Annotated in this window: 16 protein-coding genes; 7 read left to right on the forward strand and 9 right to left on the reverse strand. The window is 67.6% G+C overall.

Translation table 11 applies throughout. The features are described from left to right. The first annotated feature begins 29 nt into the window (after positions 1–29). On the forward strand, positions 30–980 hold the full coding sequence (locus tag FBY28_RS07685) for a patatin-like phospholipase family protein (protein ID WP_141865613.1): 951 nt from the start codon (positions 30–32) through the stop codon (positions 978–980). Here FBY28_RS07685 and FBY28_RS07690 read toward each other — a convergent pair. Then, positions 977–1,828 carry a patatin-like phospholipase family protein gene (locus FBY28_RS07690; RefSeq protein WP_141865615.1) on the reverse strand — a complete coding sequence of 284 codons (852 nt, stop codon included), beginning with the start codon at positions 1,826–1,828 and terminating at the stop codon, positions 977–979. The two genes, FBY28_RS07685 and FBY28_RS07690, sit on opposite strands and share 4 nt — an antisense overlap. Beyond that, complete coding sequence (locus tag FBY28_RS07695) at positions 1,825–2,880, reverse strand: NAD(P)H-dependent amine dehydrogenase family protein (protein ID WP_141865617.1); 1,056 nt, start codon at positions 2,878–2,880, stop codon at positions 1,825–1,827. The genes FBY28_RS07690 and FBY28_RS07695 overlap by 4 nt, the downstream gene beginning before the upstream one ends. A gap of 97 nt (positions 2,881–2,977) precedes the next feature. Between FBY28_RS07695 and FBY28_RS07700 the strand changes: the two genes are divergently transcribed. From FBY28_RS07700 to FBY28_RS07715, 4 genes are all read left to right on the forward strand, one after another. Then, entirely contained in the window at positions 2,978–4,153 is a 1,176-nt protein-coding gene (locus FBY28_RS07700; protein WP_141865620.1) for a BTAD domain-containing putative transcriptional regulator, read from the forward strand. 29 nt (positions 4,154–4,182) lie between these two features. Next, on the forward strand, positions 4,183–5,835 hold the full coding sequence (locus FBY28_RS07705; RefSeq protein ID WP_141865622.1) for a serine/threonine-protein kinase: 1,653 nt from the start codon (positions 4,183–4,185) through the stop codon (positions 5,833–5,835). A gap of 89 nt (positions 5,836–5,924) precedes the next feature. Continuing rightward, the gene (locus FBY28_RS07710; RefSeq protein ID WP_141865624.1) at positions 5,925–6,260 is read left to right on the forward strand and encodes a DUF732 domain-containing protein; all 336 of its coding nucleotides are present in this window, start codon (positions 5,925–5,927) and stop codon (positions 6,258–6,260) included. 53 nt (positions 6,261–6,313) lie between these two features. Then, positions 6,314–7,501: a lipid-transfer protein gene (locus FBY28_RS07715; RefSeq protein ID WP_141865626.1), complete on the forward strand. Its 1,188-nt coding sequence runs from the start codon at positions 6,314–6,316 to the stop codon at positions 7,499–7,501. A 22-nt stretch (positions 7,502–7,523) separates the two neighbouring features. Here the strand turns inward: FBY28_RS07715 and FBY28_RS07720 are convergent, their stop codons facing one another. From FBY28_RS07720 to FBY28_RS07735, 4 genes are all read right to left on the reverse strand, one after another. Next, positions 7,524–8,540 carry an MmpL3/TtfA transport complex stabilizer gene (locus FBY28_RS07720; protein WP_216847552.1) on the reverse strand — a complete coding sequence of 339 codons (1,017 nt, stop codon included), beginning with the start codon at positions 8,538–8,540 and terminating at the stop codon, positions 7,524–7,526. Between the two features lie 424 nt (positions 8,541–8,964). Further along, positions 8,965–9,753 carry a hypothetical protein gene (locus tag FBY28_RS07725; RefSeq protein ID WP_216847553.1) on the reverse strand — a complete coding sequence of 263 codons (789 nt, stop codon included), beginning with the start codon at positions 9,751–9,753 and terminating at the stop codon, positions 8,965–8,967. A 103-nt stretch (positions 9,754–9,856) separates the two neighbouring features. Next, positions 9,857–10,546 (reverse strand): response regulator, encoded by a 690-nt coding sequence (locus FBY28_RS07730; RefSeq protein WP_141865630.1) that lies wholly within the window; start codon positions 10,544–10,546, stop codon positions 9,857–9,859. After that, positions 10,543–12,129 carry a sensor histidine kinase gene (locus FBY28_RS07735; RefSeq protein ID WP_216847554.1) on the reverse strand — a complete coding sequence of 529 codons (1,587 nt, stop codon included), beginning with the start codon at positions 12,127–12,129 and terminating at the stop codon, positions 10,543–10,545. The genes FBY28_RS07730 and FBY28_RS07735 overlap by 4 nt, the downstream gene beginning before the upstream one ends. Before the next feature lie 117 nt (positions 12,130–12,246). Here FBY28_RS07735 and FBY28_RS07740 point away from each other — a divergent pair, with 117 nt between their 5' ends. Together FBY28_RS07740 and FBY28_RS07745 are read left to right on the forward strand one after the other, a co-directional pair. Next, the gene (locus tag FBY28_RS07740; RefSeq protein ID WP_141865634.1) at positions 12,247–13,650 is read left to right on the forward strand and encodes a cation:dicarboxylate symporter family transporter; all 1,404 of its coding nucleotides are present in this window, start codon (positions 12,247–12,249) and stop codon (positions 13,648–13,650) included. 157 nt (positions 13,651–13,807) lie between these two features. Beyond that, entirely contained in the window at positions 13,808–14,569 is a 762-nt protein-coding gene (locus tag FBY28_RS07745) for a DUF3060 domain-containing protein (RefSeq protein WP_141865637.1), read from the forward strand. Between the two features lie 17 nt (positions 14,570–14,586). Here the strand turns inward: FBY28_RS07745 and FBY28_RS07750 are convergent, their stop codons facing one another. The 3 genes from FBY28_RS07750 to FBY28_RS07760 are packed head-to-tail and all read right to left on the reverse strand — an operon-like array spanning position 14,587 to position 17,699. Then, positions 14,587–15,432 (reverse strand): peptidoglycan recognition protein family protein, encoded by an 846-nt coding sequence (locus FBY28_RS07750; RefSeq protein WP_141865639.1) that lies wholly within the window; start codon positions 15,430–15,432, stop codon positions 14,587–14,589. Between the two features lie 6 nt (positions 15,433–15,438). Continuing rightward, positions 15,439–16,212, reverse strand: a complete 774-nt coding sequence (locus FBY28_RS07755) for an amino acid ABC transporter ATP-binding protein (RefSeq protein ID WP_141865641.1) — start codon at positions 16,210–16,212, stop codon at positions 15,439–15,441. Beyond that, the gene (locus tag FBY28_RS07760) at positions 16,209–17,699 is read right to left on the reverse strand and encodes an amino acid ABC transporter substrate-binding protein/permease (RefSeq protein ID WP_141865643.1); all 1,491 of its coding nucleotides are present in this window, start codon (positions 17,697–17,699) and stop codon (positions 16,209–16,211) included. Before FBY28_RS07760 ends, FBY28_RS07755 begins: the two co-directional genes overlap by 4 nt. Positions 17,700–17,769 lie beyond the last annotated feature (70 nt).

A 17,769-nucleotide genomic window follows, 5' to 3' on the forward strand; every position in this document is an offset into this window, starting at 1 on the left:
CGACGACTCCGGTGCACCAGAATGGGTGCATGCGGATTGCGCTGGCGCTGGGCAGCGGAGGTGCGCGCGGGTACGCGCACATCGGGGTCATCAATGAGCTGCAGGAGCGGGGCTACGAGATCGTCGGTGTCGCCGGGTCGTCGATGGGGGCACTCGTCGGCGGTCTGCACGCCGCGGGCAAGCTCGACGAATTCTCACACTGGGCGAGCTCGCTGACCCAGCGCGCAGTGCTGCGCCTGCTCGACCCGTCCTTGAACTCCCCCGGCGTGCTGCGCGCGGAGAAGATCCTGGACGCCGTGCGCGATATTCTCGGCGACGTCACGATCGAGGCGCTGCCCATCCCGTACACCTCGGTGGCCACCGACCTGATCAGCGGGAATGCGGTCTGGCTGCAGCGCGGCCCGCTCGTCGACGCGATCCGCGCATCGATCGCGATACCGGGGATCTTCACCCCGCATCTGCTCGACGGCCGGTTGCTGGCCGACGGCGGCATCCTCGATCCGCTGCCGATGGCGCCGATCGCGGCCGTCAACGCCGATCTGACCATCGCGGTGAGCCTGTCAGGAGATGATCCGGCACCGGGGATCAACACCCCGCAGCCACGGGTTACCACCGAGTTCCTCGGCAGGATGTGGCGCAGCACAACGGCATTGCTCGACACCGCCACCGCGCAGCGGATGATGGACAGCCCGGCCGCCAAGTCCGTGCTCGGCCGATTCAGCAGCGCGCTGGACGAGACACCGGAGGAACCCGCCGAGGGCGGGCCCGCGCTGCCACGGCTGGGCAGCTTCGAGATCATGAACCGCACCATCGATATCGCCCAAGCCGCACTGGCCCGGCACACGCTGGCGACCTATCCGCCGGATCTGCTGATCGAGGTGCCACGCACGTCCTGCCGCAGCCTGGAGTACCACCGTGCCGAGGAGGTCATCGAGATCGGCCAGGAGCTCGCGTCGGCCGCCCTCGACGCCATGGACTAGCTGTCGAGGAACTCGCTCAGCGCCTCGGCCACCCGCCGTCCCTGCGCGAATCCGGCGACCGCCGACGGCGCGCGGCAGGCCGGGTCCAACGGGTTGGGACCGAACGCGGCCAGTGCGTCGTCATCGGCGAACACGGCGAACGTCGCACCACCGAATGCGGCGATCTCGGCGGCCGCCCCGGCACCGAACGGCGCGGGGGCGTGTTCGCCGGCAGGCACCAGCACCACGGCGCGGGCGCAGTCCGCCGCCACGGGCATGTGCACGGTGCTGAGCACACCCCCGTCCATATAGCGCGCCGACCCGATGGTCACCGGCGGCCACACCCCCGGCACCGCACAGCTGGCGGCGACGGCGTCGACCAACGGCACCCCGGAGTCGGCGGTGAACACCACCGGCTCACCGGTGGCGGTATCGATGGCGGTGATCCGCAGCGCCCGACCCGGCCAGTCGCGCGAGGGCAGCCGGTACTCGATGATCGCCCGACGGGTCGTTTCGGGCACGGTATCGGCGGCCATCGCGATCTCGCCGATGCGGCGCAGCCGCTCGCCGGTGTCCCGGGTGCCGGTCAACGCCTGCAGGAAGACCGCGGTGATGTCCTCGATGCTGACGCCCGGATCGAGCTCATGGGTGTCGGCGGCGACCTGACGGTCGTACAGCCGGCCGATGGCGGTGCCGCTGCCGATCTGCGCCGCCACCGCCGATCCCGCCGAGGTGCCCACCAGCACGTCGGCGCCCAGCACGTCGACCGCCGTGCCCGGCGACGTATCGGCGATACCGGCCAGCACACCGGTCTCCCACGCGATGCCGGCCAGCCCACCGCCGGCGAGCACCAGCGCGAGCCCGGTCATCCTCGATGCAGGCCGGGCGCGGCCTTGGCGCCGAACAACGGCAGGTCCAGATAGGTCGCCACCCCGGGCGGGGCCGCACACACCGCGGGAATCGAGTTGACGCAGTGCGCGGCGGTGGCCACCACACCCGGCTCGGGTCCCTGTTCACCGACCTCACCCTGGAAACCGGTGATGGCGACCGAGAAGTCCGGGTTGCCCCGGACCTGCATCTCATAGCGCTGCCCCTGCGGGCCGAAATCCCAAGGCGGATCGAGGTTTTCTTCACCCATGAGCCAGTTCACCGTCACCCTGACCACCACCTCGTCGCCGACGAGCGCCTCCCAGTGGAACTTCCGGGCGGCCACCTGCCCCGGTTCGATGGTGCCTATCGGCGAGTCGATCGGCGCGGTCGCCACCGCAATCTCCTGCCGGGCAACGATCTTGGAATCCGCCGCGAAACCGAAGGCGTCGACGCACATCTTCACGGCCTGGATGAACCCGCCGTCGAGCAACTTCTGCATCGGGCCCGAGAGCGCCTTGTCCGGGGTCTCGCCGAAGCCCATCACGTGCCGCACCACGTCCGGCGCATCGTAGGTGCGCAGATCGGAGAACTCCTCGGCCCGAACGAAAGTCACGCCGGTGGACATCGCCGAGAACAGGATCGGGAACTTCTCGCTGATTCCGCCGGGGGCGATCCCGGTGCCGTGCAGGGTCGCGTTCCCGGCCAGGCCCGCCGCACGTAGCGGCGCGGCCTGTTTCTCGCTGGGATACACCCAGCCCACGGGGGTGACGACGTTCTTGCCCGAGCGCAGCAGGGCGGCCACCTCGTCGGGATTCGGCAGCAGCGGCGCATAGACGACGGCATCGGCGTCCAGCGCCAGGATGTCCTCGACACTGGTGGTGGCCGGCACGCCGATGGGATCACCGCCGATCAGCTCACCGACATCGCGGCCATGCTTGTCCGCCGAGTGCACCCAACAACCCACGAGTTCGAGGTCGGGATGCTCCAGGACGCCCTTGATGGCGGCCGTGCCCACTCCGCCGGTGGCCCACTGCACGACTCGCAACGCCATCGTCGCCCCTTCCGATCGCCTAACACACGCAAAACTAGAACACGTTCTACCATCTTGCAGGGCGGCACGAGGGGGCATCCGGGCACAATCGTTGACCATGGACAGCCCAGGACTGGACTTCGGAGTGCTCGGTCCGCTGCAACTGCGCATCGCCGGGCAGCCCGTAGCGCTGGGCACACCCAAGCAGCGCGCGGTGCTGGCCATGCTGGTGATGAGCCGCAACCGTCCCGTCGGCAGCGACGCGTTGGTGACCGCGGCCTGGGAGCAGTTCCCCCCGCCCGAGCCCAAGGCCAGTCTGCATTCCTACGTCTCCAACCTGCGCAAACTCATCGGCAGTTCCGGTGCCGACGGCCGGTCCGTGCTGGCCGCCGCCCGGCCCGGATACCGCTTGAGCGTCGCGGATCCGCACTGCGATATCGGCCGCTTCGTGGCCGCCAAGAACGCCGGTGTGCAGGCCGCCGCCGAGAGCCGGTTCGAGCAGGCCAGCGCCCACCTCGCTGACGCGCTGGCGCAGTGGCGTGGACCGGTTCTCGACGATCTGCGTGACTTCGCGTTCGTCGGCCCGTTCGCAACGGCGTTGACCGAGGACAAGGTGGTCGCCCACACCGCCCACGCCGAGGCCGAAATCGCTTGCAACCGAGGCTATGCCGTGATCGGCACGTTGGAACAACTGGTGTCCGAGCATCCGTACCGGGAGCCGCTGTGGGCCCAGCTGATCACCGCCTACTACCTCAGTGACCGACAATCCGATGCCCTCGACGCCTATCAGCGGTTGCGCACGACGTTGGCCGACGATCTCGGTATCGACCCGGGCCCGACGCTACGTCTGCTGGCCGAGCGCATCCTGCGCCAGGAGCCGCTCGACGCCCGCCGCAGTGCGCGCACCACCGCGGTGCACCAGATATCTCGGATCGACCTGCGCACCGCGGTGAGCGCACAGTCCGCGCCCGCCCAGTTGCGCGCCGAATCCGGCCGGGTGCATCCGCTGGCGGCTGCCGCGACTCGCATCGGGCGACTGCCCGACAACGACATCGTCCTCGACGACGTGCGGGTCAGCCGCCATCACGCCGTGCTGATCGATACCGGCACCAGTTTCGTGATCACCGATCTGCGCTCGGCGAACGGTGTGGAGGTCGGCGGCAGGCGCATCCGGGGCACCGCCACCCTCACCCACGGCGATCGGATCCGGGTGTGCGATCACGAGTACGTGTTCGAGATCGTGCGCCACGACCGCGCCACCGGGGGTGAGCATCCCGCCGACGCATTAGTGTGATGAACCGAATTGCGGACAGGGGCAGGTAGATGAGCGAGCCGACATCGCGGGTCGGAACGGAGTTCGGCAGGTACCGGCTGCGCCGACTGATCGGGCGCGGCGGCATGGGTGAGGTCTACGAGGCCGAGGACACCGAGAAGGACCGCATCGTCGCGCTGAAGTTGTTGCCGCAGGGCGTATCCCACGATCCGGTCTTCCGCAAGCGGCTGCAGCGCGAGGCGCACTCGGCGGGCCGGCTGCAGGAACCCCACGTGGTGCCGATCCATGATTACGGCGAGATCGACGGGGTGCTCTACGTCGACATGCGCATGATCAACGGTGCCGACCTGCGCAAGATCCTCAAGAGCTACGGCCCGATGACCCCGGCCCGCGCGGTCGCCATCGTGCGCCAGATCGCCTCCGCGCTGGACGCCGCACACGAGAGCGGCATCATGCACCGTGACGTCAAGCCGGAGAACATCCTGATCACCCGCGACGATTTCGCGTACCTGGTCGACTTCGGCATCGCCAATGCCGCCAGCGATGAGAAGCTCACCGAAATGGGCACGGCGGTAGGGACTTACGCCTATATGGCGCCCGAGCGCTTCACCAGCGACGATGTGACCTACCGGGCCGATGTGTACGCGCTGACCTGTGTGCTGCACGAGTGCCTGACCGGTTCACAGCCGTTTCCGGGCGACAGCGTCAGCATGGTCATCACCGCCCATCTGATGCAGCCGGTGCCTGCGCCCAGCACGGTGCGCCCCGGCATCCCCGCCGCGTTCGACCGGGTGATCTCCCGCGGCATGGCCAAGAAGCCTGCCGACCGGTTCGCCAGCGCCGGGGACCTGGCCGCGGCGGCCACCGATGCACTCAGCGTGCGCGATCAGGATCAGGCTGCCCATATCGTGCAACGCGGCGAGGCCGCCACCATGCCAGGCCCGCTGTTCGGGGTACCGCCGCAGGTGCCCGGTGCCACCCCGCCACCGGGCGCGACACCGGGGTTCGGGGCGACGCCGCGACCGTTGCACACCGCGCCCCCGTACCCGTCCGGGCCGCAGTGGAATGCCCCGGTGCCGCCACCTGCGCCGCGGAAGAAGAGGGCCTGGGTGCCGGCGGCCGCGGTGGCCGGCGTCCTGATCCTGGTGCTGGGTGCCGTCGGCATCTTCTTGCTGGTGCAGCCCGAGGACAGCAGGGCCACCGGCCCGACGACGAGCGCCTCGGCTGCCCCCGGCACGTCCTCGACCCGGGCCACCCGCACGACGCGCGCCCCGGACCCGGCCGCGATGGCGGACAAGCTGTTGGCGATGCTGCCGCAGGGCTATGCGCCGGGGGTCTGCCAGCCGGTTCGACCGCCGGTGACCGGAGCGCTGGCGACCGCCGACTGCGGGCAGTCCGATCTGCCCGGCGGTCCCGCGACGTCGAGGTACTCGCTGTTCGGTGATCAGGGCGCGTTGCGCGCGCACTTCGAGGACGCCATCGCCGAGGCCTCTGATCTGTTCCCGTGCCCGGCCAGCGACCTCGACTCCCCCACCACCTGGCACTACACCGAGACCCCCGGCACGGTGGAGGGGTCCATCGCGTGCGGCATGTACGAGGGCGGCCCCGACCTGACCTGGACCAAGAACGACGGCCTGATCCTCGGCAACGCCCAGGGCCCGACGATCGAAGACCTGCACCAGTGGTGGCTGACGTACGGCTGATCGGCACGCCAAGAATCCGCCAAGTGCGTCGTTGGATCCTGTGGGCACACACCCGGGCACGCCGGGTCGGCCCCTGACGGAGATCCACGATGTACAGCACCACACGCCTGCTCCAGCTGACGGGTACCGCCCTGGTCACGGGCGCGATCGCGGTATTGGTCGCCGCGCCGGCGAGTGCGGTCACCTCGGCGGCGGACGCGGACTTCCTGTCCGGTCTGCGCGCCGAGGGCATCGGCTACGAATCGGCCGGTGAAGTGATCGCCAATGCCTACCAGGTGTGCAGCGAGCTCGACTCGGGAATCAGCGCCACGGCGATCGGGCTGGAGATCATGGACCACACCGGCATCAACGCCCGACAGGCCGCGGCGTTCCTGGTCAACTCGATCGACTACTACTGCCCGCAGCACGCAGAAGCCTTCGGCTGACCGGACAGCGGGTTATGTTGACCTGACCGCAAAGCAGCGCGAAAGGGACAGCTATGAACCGGGTGTTCGTCGTCGGGGTCGGGATGACCAAATTCGAGAAGCCGGGCGCACGTGAGGGCTGGGACTATCCCGATATGGCGCGCGAGTCCGGCACCAAGGCACTCCAGGACGCCGGCATCTCCTACGACCAGGTCCAGCAGGGCTATGTCGGCTATTGCTCCGGAGACTCGACGTCCGGACAGCGCGCGCTCTACGAGCTCGGTATGACCGGTATCCCCATCGTCAACGTCAACAACAACTGTTCGACCGGATCGACGGCGCTCTACCTTGCCGCCCAGTCGATCCGGGGCGGGCTTGCCGACTGCGCCATCGCGCTGGGTTTCGAGAAGATGCAGCCCGGTTCGCTCGGGGGCGGCGCACAGGACCGCGAATCTCCGCTCGGCAAGCATGTGAAGGCACTGGCCGAGATCGACGAGTTCGGTTTCCCGGTGGCGCCGTGGATGTTCGGGGCGGCGGGACGCGAGCACATGAAGAAGTACGGCACCACCGCCGAGCATTTCGCCAAGATCGGGTTCAAGAATCACAAGCACTCGGTGAACAATCCGTACGCGCAGTTCCAGGACGAATACACCCTCGATGACATCCTGGCCGCCAAGATGATCTCCGATCCGCTCACCAAGCTGCAGTGCTCACCCACCTCCGACGGGTCCGGCGCGGCCATCCTGGCCAGCGAGGCATTCGTCGATCAGCACGGCCTGGCCGGTCAGGCCGTCGAGATCGTGGGCCAGGCGATGACCACCGACTTCGCGTCGACCTTCGACGGAAGCGCGGCCAACATCATCGGCTACGACATGAACGTGCAGGCCGCACAACAGGTTTACGACCAGGCGGGGCTGGGCCCGCAGGATTTTCAGGTCATCGAACTGCATGACTGCTTCAGCGCGAACGAATTGTTGCTCTATGAGGCGCTGGGTCTGTGCGCCCCCGGCGAGGCACCCGCACTGATCGACAACGACGACACCACCTACGGCGGGCGCTGGGTGGTGAACCCGTCCGGCGGGCTGATCTCCAAGGGCCACCCGCTGGGCGCCACCGGATTGGCCCAGTGCGCCGAACTGACCTGGCAACTGCGCGGCTCCGCAGACAGACGGCAGGTCGAGAACGTCACCGCGGCGCTGCAGCACAATATCGGGCTGGGCGGCGCGGCCGTCGTCACCGCGTATCAGCGCGCCGAGCGTTAGTTCCCGGCGCGCTGATCGAACATCAGACCTGCGCGAGTTCGCGCATATCGGCGAAGGCCGCCGCGTCGAACGGCGCGTAGGTCGGCGCCGGTGCGGGGACCCGCAGCGCGGTGATCTGGCCGTCGACGTCGGCGATGTACAGCCGGTCGCCGGGGGTGTTGAGGGCGATCGCGGTCGCGCGCGCACCGAGGGAGATGGTCTCCACCACCTCGTGGGTCAGCGTGCACAGGACCGACACCTCGTCGTAGTCGACGACGTAGGTGCGGGCACCGTCGGCGGACAGCACCATGCCGATGGGCAGCGTCCCTGCCGCGAAGGCGGTGGTCACGACGAGCCGGGCCGGGTCGACGATCTTGATGACGCCGCGGTTTCGCAGGTCGGAGGTCAGCACGTGGACGGTGCCGTCGGCCGCGACCGCGAGATCACGGATCGGCGCGCCGATGGCGACGGTGCGCTGAACCCGGGCGGTCTCGGTGTCGACGACCACGAGGCGGCTGCCGGTCGCGGTGCTCACACCGACGTACAGCCGCCGGCCGGACGGGTCGACGGCCAGGCCGTCGATCGAGGTGGCAGCACCGGTCGCGATGTCGATGGTGCCGACCCGGTCGGCCGTGGTGTCCACGACCGCGATGTCGACATGATCGTCACCGGCGCGGGCCGTGTAGGCGCGCTTGCCGTCGGGGCTGACCGCGACGGCGGTGACCGCGAACGCCAGCGGGTACTCGGCGACCACCGCATTGGTGCGGATGTCGACGATGGTCAGGCTGTCGGCCTCGGTGGCACTGGTGACCACGAAGGCGCGGTCTTCGGTCAGGCTGATCGCCACCGGGGCACCGTCGAGCTCGACGAGGGTCGGCAGGGCGGCGGCATCGGCGCGGACGATCGCGACGCTGTCATCACCGGAATTGGCCGCCACGATGGCACCGGAATTGGCCGCCACGGCCGCGATGGGACCGCGGTTGACCGTGACCGAACCTGCGAAAGCGGTTCGCGAGTCGTTCAGCGCTGCGGCGTTGGCACGCACGGAAACACTTGCCATCTCTTCGACACCTCCGCCGGGTGGCTACGCCGGCACTTGATCACGCCACGCGTCCGTAGGTCGGACGCGTTCCTGTGAGCGAGTCTAGCGACGGACGGTGACACCGAAATCGTGATCTTGTCGCCCCGGCCGTTCACCGGCGCGCAACATCTCAGACATCCCTCAGGAAAAGATCGTTATACAGTTGTGACCTCCGTGTAGCGAACTAACACTTGCATACCTATCAGCACTTTTGCGATTTTAGCGAACCACCCTCGAGTACCGAACCCCACCCGCCCCACACGATTTCCTCAGGGGTCGCCGCAAAAGTGAGCGCCAGATCACAGGAGGTTGGTCAGCAAACTTTGTGACGGTCGTCACCGCGGTTGACACGGTGGATTCGCGAGCAGGCGCATGGGAGTTTTGCTGGCCACCCCGCCCACCGTCACGGCAACGGGATGTAGAGCAACCCCGGCAGCGCCTTGACCGTCCGCCCCGACCAGATATTGGGCCCCTTGCCTGCGGCATTCATCTCGGTCAGCGCCAGGTAGGCCCCATCGGGTCGTGTCGAGACGGTGTCGACCCACGCGACATGCCCGGTCTCCGGCGCCGCGAGCACCCCAGGCGGAATCACCACCAGCGACCGCTGCATGGGTTCGCCGACGACGGTCCAGCCGGCCGCACGGGCCGCACCCGCCAGGTCCCGCGGTGCGCCACGCAGGGCCGGATAGGACCGCTCCCCCGAGGCGAAGAACCATTTCTCCATGGCACCCCAGGCGGCACTGCCCTTTTCGGCGGGGTTGGTGGCGACCGAGCGGCCGGTGGCCCGCGCTTGCGGCACCGTCATCGACTCGGTGGTACACGGTGGCACGACGGGGTCGTCCGATCCGGTGTCCAACATGGCGTCGGTGACAAAGCCGCCGTCGGGCAACCGATTCCACAGATCGGTGGACATCCGGTAAGGGCCGCCGGAGAACACCGCGCCACGGGCGTAACAGGTGATGACGATTCGCGCACCGTCGGGAAGCGTCCCGATCTTCTGACTGTCGGCCGACGGCGCCGATCGGATGTTGAGGCCCCGGCTGCCGGTGTTCACGGTGACGGTTGCCGACCCCGATTCGGCCACCGACTCGGGAGCGGCGCCGACGACCGGAGCCGCGGCCAGGACGATCGCCGAAACCGAGAGCACGACCAGCGGGCCACGCCGCCTGTTCCTCAGCACTGTCGTGTGCACAGCAAGCCTTTCGGACACCGGTGCGCACAGCATAAGTTCCCGATTGATCATTTGCTGGGAGGCCGACCCTCATTTGCCGGGCGTGTTCACCGACCCGGCGCGCTCACCGCCACTGATAGCGGGTCTTGGGCCGCCCCGCCTTGCCGTAATCGGTGTGCCGGGTCACGGTGCCCTCCTCGGCCAGGCGCTCCAGATACCGCCAGGCCGTCACCCGCGACACCCCGACCTGCTTGGCGACCGTATCGGCGGTGATCCCATCGGCAGAGTCCCGCACCGCGCGCGCGATCTCGTCGTTCGTGCCCGGCGCGACGCCCTTGGGCGCCGCCGTTCGACCGGATCCCACCCGCAACTCGGCCAGCGCCCGGTCGACCTCGTCCTGACTGGCAGCGTCGGTTCCCGCGGGCAGCGCCTCGCGGTAGCGCTGATAGCGCTCGAGCCGGTCACGGAACGCCGCGAAGGTGAAGGGTTTGAGCAAGTAGGCCAGGGCGCCGTGGCCGACGGCCGCACGCACCATCTCCAGGTCGCGTTCGGAGGTGATGGCGATGATGTCCGGGGGCGGTTGGATGCCCGACAGCGCCGACGCCAGGGTGATGCCGCTGGCATCGGGCAGCCCGATATCGAGCAGCACCAGATCGATCGGCACATCTGATGCCGCCGCCTCACTGGCCACCCGCATCGCATCACGAGCGGTGTGCACCACGGCCGCCACGGCGAAGCCGGCGATCCGCCCGAGGTAGGTCTTGTGTGCCTCGGCGATCAGGCTCTCGTCCTCGACGATCAACACGTTGATCATCGGCGCGCCACCGTCACCGTCACGACCGAACCGTACGTCACATCGGCGGTGAGGGTCCCGTGGTGCTTCTTGACCACCTGCGCCACCAGCGCCAGACCCAGCCCGTGCGCACCGGTATCGAGGTCCGACTTCGTCGAATAGCCGCGCCGCATGGCCTTTTCGAAGGTGCCGGCGTCCATCCCCGGCCCACTGTCGGCCACCCGGATCAACAGCTGCTCCTCATCCTGGTGCACCGTCACCTCCACCCACGGGTCTTCGGGATCGCAGGCGTCCATGGCATTGTCGATCAGGTTGCCCAGCACGGTGACCATCTCCTGCCCACTGAGCAGCAGATCGTCGGTGTCGGCGGGTAGGCCGGTCTCCTCGGTGATGGTCAGCTCGACACCGCGCTCGTCCGCCTGGGCCGTCTTCCCGAGCAGCAGTGCCACCAGGGCGGGCTCGCCGACGGCCGCCGAGAGACGGTCGACGAGCTGTTGGGACAGTTCGAGTTCGGCGGTGGCGAAGGTGACCGCCCGCTCGGCGTGCCCCATCTCGACCATGGTGACGATGGTGTGCAGTTTGTTCGCCGCCTCGTGGGCCTGCGCGCGTAGCGAGTCGGTGAGCACCTTCAGCGAGCTCAATTCACCGAGCGCGCCCTGCAATTCGGTCCGGTCGCGGATCGTCACCACCTCGGCGGCGTCCGCGTCCGACTGCACCGGCGAACGGTTCACCACCAGCACACGCTCATCGGTCACGTGGATCTCGTCGCGGGCGCCGGGGTTGTAGGACCGCAGGAACTCCGGCAGGTCGGAGCGCGCCACCGTACCGTCGGGCAGCCCCAACAACCGGCGGGCCTCGTCGTTGACCAACGCCACCCCGGAGCGGTCCAGCACGATCAGCCCCTCCGACACCGAATGCAGGATGGCGTCGTGGTGGTCGTACATGACGCGCAACTCCTCGGGCCGTAATCCCCGCGTCTGCCGGAGCAGGCGACGCCGGATGCCCCACACCCCGATCAACGAAACAGCAAGCGCGCCAACACCGACGGTGGCGATCTTCGCCCACTGGTCGTGCCAACGATCGGCCAGACTCTGCTGCAGGATGCCCGCGGCCACCAGGCCGATGACCCGCCCGTCCGCGTCGGGCACCGGCACCACGGCGCGGATCGACGGTCCGAGCGTGCCGGTGTAGAGCTCGGTGAACGACTCACCGCGCAACGCGGGGCCGATATTGCCCAGGTACTGACCGCCGATCTGGGTCGGATCGGTGTGGGTGTAGCGGGTGCGGTCCGGAGCCATGATCGTGATGAAGGCGATGTCGGTGTGCCTGCGCACCAGTTCGGTCACCGGCTGCAGGATCTCGGTGGCGCGGCCGGCCACGATCGCGTCGGCGGTGGACGGTGAATCGGCCAGCGCGGTCGCGATGCCGAGCACCTGAGCCCGGGCCGCCGCGTCACCGTCGCGCCGGGCATCGAAGAGCGCCAGCGCGCTGCCCGCCACCACGATCAGCGTGATCACCAGGATCTGCAGCGCGATCGACTGGCCGGCCAACGACTTGGGCCATCCCGAGGACCAGCCCCGAGCCGGCCCTCGCGTGCCGCCCACCCGCATTGCGCAACCCTCTCCCGGCTGAACGTAATGAACTAAAACGTGACCTACCTCACGCGCGTGTCCGACCATCCTTTCAGACCCATTTCCGTGCAGTGTTCGAAGGAGAACCCGATGACGACCACGATGGACCGGCCGGCGCCCGAGCCGGCACCGGACGCGCCGAAGAAGAAGCACGACCGCACCCACTGGTTGTTCATCGCCGTCATCATCTCGGTGATCGCCGGCATCGGCGTGGGCATCTACGCCCCGGAGGTCGGCAAGAGCGTCGGCGTGCTGGGCACAATGTTCGTGGCGCTGATCAAGATGATGATCACCCCGGTCATCTTCTGCACGATCGTGCTGGGCATCGGTTCGGTCCGCAAGGCCGCCACCATCGGCAAGGTCGGCGGGCTGGCCTTCGTCTACTTCCTGGTGATGTCGACCTTCGCACTGGCCATCGGCCTGCTCGTGGGCAACATCCTGCATCCGGGTAGCGGCCTCAAGCTCACCGAGAGCGCCGCGGGCAAGGGTGCCGAACTCGCCGAGAAGGCGCACGAATCCGGCGGCCTGCTCGATTTCATCCAGGGCATCATCCCGACCTCGCTGTTCTCCGCGCTGACCGCCGGCAGCGTGCTGCAGGCGCTGTTCATCGCGCTGCTGGTCGGATTCGCCATCCAGGGCCTCGGTACGGCGGGTGATCCGATCCTGCGCGGTATCGAGCACCTGCAGAAGCTGGTGTTCAAGGTGCTGGTGATGATCCTGTGGCTCGCTCCGATCGGTGCCTTCGGCGCCATCGCCAACGTCGTCGGCCAGACCGGCTGGGCGGCGGTCGGCCAGCTGGCCGCGCTGATGCTCGGCTTCTACATCACCTGCGCCATCTTCGTCTTCGGCGTCCTGGGCACCCTGCTGCAACTGGTGTCGCGGATCTCGATCTTCAAGCTGCTGCGCTACCTGGCCCGGGAGTACCTGCTCATCGTGTCGACCTCGTCGTCGGAGTCCGCGCTGCCCCGGTTGATCGCCAAGATGGAGCACATCGGTGTGGACCGGTCGACGGTCGGCGTGGTGGTGCCCACCGGCTACTCGTTCAACCTGGACGGCACCGCGATCTACCTGACCATGGCCTCACTGTTCATCGCCAGCGCGCTGGGTGACCCGCTGTCGGTGACCGAGCAGATCGGTCTGCTGGTCTTCATGATCGTGGCTTCCAAGGGTGCCGCAGGCGTCACCGGCGCCGGCCTGGCCACCCTGGCCGGCGGCCTGCAGGCCCACCGCCCGGACCTGCTCGACGGTGTCGGCCTGATCGTCGGTATCGACCGGTTCATGTCCGAGGCCCGCGCGGTGACCAACTTCTCCGGCAACGCCGTGGCGACGCTGCTGGTGGGCACCTGGACCAAGACGATCGACCGCGACAAGGTCGACGCCGTCCTGAGCGGACAAGACCCCTTCGACGAGCTGACCATGCTCGACGATCACGCCACGAGCGCCGAAACCGATCCCCCTGCACGGGAAAAGACCGGAGCTGCTGTTCCGGCATAGGGTGCGCGAGAACTGTGGCGCCGGACCTCCACGGAGGTCCGGCGCCACAGCCTTTTCCGGACAGCCTTTTCCGGACCGCCTTTTCCGTACCGCCTTTTCCGTACCGCCTTTTCCGCACCCTGGCCCGTCGGATCGGCCGATATGCGACCATCCCGGTATGAATCCGCAGGACGACCCGGAAGCTCGGATCCGCGCACTGGAGCCGACCGAGCTCGGTGCCGAGCAGCCGAGCCCGTCGACCTACGGCAGCCCCGCCGCGCCGCCGCTGCCGCCGCCCACCCAGCAATGGCCGCAGCCGCCCTACGGCCAGTCACCCCCGGGGCCGGACCCGTACGGCCTGAACTCCCACGGCCAGAACCCCTACGGTGCCGACCCCTATGGCGGCGCCTACGCCCAGCCGTATCCGTCCACGCCGCAGCGTTCCGGTGTGCGAGCCTGGATGGTGATCGTGCCGCTGGCCCTGGTGCTGTTCCTCGGCGGGGCGGCCGCCGCGTTCTGGCTGTTCAGCGCCGACGACTCGACACCGGACGTGGCCGGCGGCGGTGGTGTGCTGACCGACGAGCCCGCCCAGCCCGTCGTGCCACGGTTGCCCGAGATACCCGAGCTGCCCCCGATCGTCGTCGATCCGGGCGGCCCGGACACTCCTGTCGAATCCGGCGGCACCATCACGATCACCGGTATCGGTACCAACCGGACGGTGGCCTGTGACGACCACATCGTGATCATCAGCGGCGCCAACAACACCATCGACGTGACCGGCCACTGCACGGCGGTCACCGTGTCGGGCTTCGAGAATGTCGTCACCACACAGTCCACCGACGAGATCACGGTGTCGGGCTTCGAGAATCGGGTCACCTATCGCGACGGGTCACCGACGGTCAACCAGTCCGGCAGTGGAAACACCATCGAACAGGGTTGACCAGCGGGCGGCGCCGATCAGACCAGCGTGAGCCGCAGGGCGGCCGCGGTGGCGGGTCCGACGATGCCGTCGACGGTGAGTCCCGGTGTACGCCGCTGGAATTCACGCACCACGGCCTCGGTCGCGGCGCCGTACACACCGTCGATCTCGAGCTCACCGCCGTACCCGGCGTAGGCATATTTGAGTCGGCGCTGCAGTTCGGCGACCTGCGCCCCGGTGCTTCCCCGGAACAGCAGTACATCGGCGTACTCCCCCACCGGCACCGGCGGTCGCGGCGCCGGACGCGCCGCGACGGCACCGATGCGCGCGGCGATATCGCTGCGCAGCACCGTCATGTCGATGGCCCCGGGGTCCCACTTGCCTTGCGCGCGCCCCGCGTACTCGCGGTGCCCGATGGTGCGCTCCGATGTCTGCCCCAGGCGCCGGTTGATCGCCGCGCAGCAATCCACCAGTGCCAGATACTGTGCGTCCGGCCAATTCCGGCGATGCGGCGCCGACGGGCTGGTACCGCTGTTGGCACACTCGATACCGATCAGGTGCCAGTTGCCCATATTCGCCGGAACCCAGGGATACATGCCGGTCCCGGCATGCCAGGCCACCCCGACCGCCACCACGGTGACCGTGCCGTCGCTGGCGATGTGCACCTGCGACAGCGGGCCGGGCAGATCCGGTCGGCCGTAGGCGATGGATGCGGCATCGGCACGGTCGGATCCGGTGTGGTGCACCATCACCCCGCGGATGTCCTTGAACTCACCGTGTCCGCGGGTGCGCCATCCAGGGAACTCGACCGGGCTGCAGCCCTCGTTTCGAAGCACGTCGACGAGCCAGACCGGGTCGCCGGTCCATGGTGTGCGCGCGGGCACCGAAGCTCACAGCACCTTCGACAGAAACTCCTGCAGACGTGGGTGTTTCGGGTTGTCGAAGATCTCCGCGGGCGGGCCTTCCTCGACGATGTGACCATCGGCCATGAAGATCACCCGGGATGCCACCTCACGGGCGAAGCCCATCTCGTGGGTGACCACGACCATCGTCATGCCGCCGCGGGCGAGGGTCCGCAGCACCTCCAGGACGTCGCCGACCATCTCCGGATCGAGCGCGCTGGTGGCCTCGTCGAACAACATGATGGACGGATTCATCGCCAGCGCTCGGGCAATGGCCACCCGTTGTTTCTGTCCACCCGACAGAGTGGCGGGCTTGACACCCGCCTTCTCGGCAAGGCCCACCTGCGCGAGAAGTTCGAGCGCCTTCTTCTCGGCGGCGGCCTTGTCCGACTTCTTGGTCAACAGCGGTGCCAGCGTGACGTTCTGCAGCACCGTCATGTGCGGGAACAGATTGAAGTGCTGGAAGACCATGCCGATGTGCTGGCGCACCTTGTCCAGATCGATCTTCGGATCGGTCAGGTCGAAGCCGTCGACGACGACCTTGCCGCCGGTGATGTCCTCCAGTTTGTTCAGACACCGCAGGAATGTGGACTTACCCGATCCGGACGGACCGATGACACAGACGACCTCGCCGTGGCTGACGGTGGTGTCGATGCCGTCGAGCACGACCAGGTCTCCGAACGACTTCTTGAGTCCCTCGATGCTGATCTTCACCGTGCCGGCCGGTTCGGCAGCCGCGGCTTCGGATACCAATTCACTCATTTGACGAGCCGCCTCTCCAGCCGGTCGGACAGTTTGGTCAGTGCCATGATGACGACGAAGTAGATGATCCCGACGATCAGCCACATTTCGAAGGCCTTGTAGTTACCCGCGATGATGATGCGCCCGCTCTGGGTCAACTCGGCGATGCCCAGCACCGACAGGATCGAGGTGTCCTTGAGGGTGATCACGAACTGGTTGATGTACGACGGGATCATGGTCCTGATCGCTTGGGGCAGGATGACTTTGCGCATCGTCGGCAGGTAGCCGATGCCCAGGCTGCGGGCGGCCTCCATCTGGCCCTTGTCCACCGAGAGGATGCCACCACGGACGATCTCGGTCATATAGGCACCTGCATTGAGCGAGAGCGTGATGATGCCCGCCGTCACCGCCGACATCTGGAAGCCCATCGTCGCGGGGATACCGAAGTAGATGAAGAAGGCCTGCACCAACAGCGGTGTCCCGCGGAAGATGTCGACGAAGGTGGTGCCGATCGCGCGCAACCAGATCGACCGCGACACCCTGGCCAACCCGAAGACCACGCCGAGGATGAGTGCGAAGAAGATCGATACGACGGTCAGGAAGACTGTCATCTTCAAGCCCGCCAACAACATCGGTGCGGTGCTCTTGATCAGACCGAAGATCGAGTCGTCGGCGGTGGATGCCTGCTCGCCGAGGTAGGTCTGCAGGATCTCGTCGTACCGGCCCTGCGCCTTCAGGTTCGCCAGTCCGGCGTTGAACTTCTGCAGCAGTTCGGCGTTCTGGCCCTTGTTGACCGCGAATCCGTAACCGGTGGGGTCCTCCTTGGGCGTCACGGTCTTGAATCCGTTGCCTTGGGCGATGCCGTACAGCAGCACCGGGTAGTCCTCGAAGACCGCCACCGAGTTCCCGGTCTTGACCTCGTCGAACATCGTCGACGAATCGGCGAAGGAGACGACCTGGAAGCCGTACTGGTCCTTGATGGAGTTGGCGAAATCCGAGCCCTGGGTGCCGTTCTTCACCGATACCCGCTTGCCGCGCAGGTCGTCGTAGGACTTGATGTCCTCGTTGTCCTTGAGAACGGCCATCTGGACGCCGGATTCGAAATAGGGATCGGAGAAGTCGAAGACCTTCTTGCGTTCATCGGTGATCGACATACCGGCGATGACACCGTCGACCTGGTTGGCCTGCACCGCTTGGAGTGCGGCATCGAAACCCAGCGGTTTGATGTCGACGTTGAAGCCCTGGTCCTCGCCGATGGCCCGGATCAGATCCATGTCGATGCCGACGAACTCGCCGCTGGCATTCTGGAACTCGAACGGCGCGAACGTCGTATCGGTGGCGATGGTGTAGGTCTCGCCTTCGGCTGCTGCGGTGGCCGGCATCAGCAGGGTGGCACCGAACAGGGCGACGAGCAGACCCGCGAGCAGACCCGCGATCAGCGCGCTGAGCCGATTCCTCCGTCCGGTGGGTGGGTGGGGCCTACAACCCGACGAACTATCGGCTCGCATGTGTTGATCTCCCGTCCGGTGTGCTGTGACGGGTTCACGCTATCGTCCGTTGCCCCCATCTGCGCGCGAT

The sequence above is a fragment of the Arthrobacter sp. SLBN-53 genome (assembly GCF_006715585.1).
Lineage (GTDB): Bacteria > Actinomycetota > Actinomycetes > Mycobacteriales > Mycobacteriaceae > Mycobacterium > Mycobacterium neoaurum_A.

Excerpts from the sequence above, each read along its gene's own strand:
- FBY28_RS07755 (WP_141865641.1), bottom strand. The coding sequence starts at position 16,212 with ATGAGTGAATTGGTATCCGAAGCCGCGGCTGCCGAACCGGCCGGCACG.
- FBY28_RS07690 (WP_141865615.1), bottom strand. The coding sequence starts at position 1,828 with ATGACCGGGCTCGCGCTGGTGCTCGCCGGCGGTGGGCTGGCCGGCATC.
- FBY28_RS07740 (WP_141865634.1), top strand. The coding sequence starts at position 12,247 with ATGACGACCACGATGGACCGGCCGGCGCCCGAGCCGGCACCGGACGCG.
- FBY28_RS07695 (WP_141865617.1), bottom strand. The coding sequence starts at position 2,880 with ATGGCGTTGCGAGTCGTGCAGTGGGCCACCGGCGGAGTGGGCACGGCC.
- FBY28_RS07685 (WP_141865613.1), top strand. The coding sequence starts at position 30 with ATGCGGATTGCGCTGGCGCTGGGCAGCGGAGGTGCGCGCGGGTACGCG.
- FBY28_RS07715 (WP_141865626.1), top strand. The coding sequence starts at position 6,314 with ATGAACCGGGTGTTCGTCGTCGGGGTCGGGATGACCAAATTCGAGAAG.
- FBY28_RS07705 (WP_141865622.1), top strand. The coding sequence starts at position 4,183 with ATGAGCGAGCCGACATCGCGGGTCGGAACGGAGTTCGGCAGGTACCGG.
- FBY28_RS07700 (WP_141865620.1), top strand. The coding sequence starts at position 2,978 with ATGGACAGCCCAGGACTGGACTTCGGAGTGCTCGGTCCGCTGCAACTG.
- FBY28_RS07720 (WP_216847552.1), bottom strand. The coding sequence starts at position 8,540 with ATGGCAAGTGTTTCCGTGCGTGCCAACGCCGCAGCGCTGAACGACTCG.
- FBY28_RS07745 (WP_141865637.1), top strand. The coding sequence starts at position 13,808 with ATGAATCCGCAGGACGACCCGGAAGCTCGGATCCGCGCACTGGAGCCG.
- FBY28_RS07710 (WP_141865624.1), top strand. The coding sequence starts at position 5,925 with ATGTACAGCACCACACGCCTGCTCCAGCTGACGGGTACCGCCCTGGTC.
- FBY28_RS07730 (WP_141865630.1), bottom strand. The coding sequence starts at position 10,546 with ATGATCAACGTGTTGATCGTCGAGGACGAGAGCCTGATCGCCGAGGCA.
- FBY28_RS07760 (WP_141865643.1), bottom strand. The coding sequence starts at position 17,699 with ATGCGAGCCGATAGTTCGTCGGGTTGTAGGCCCCACCCACCCACCGGA.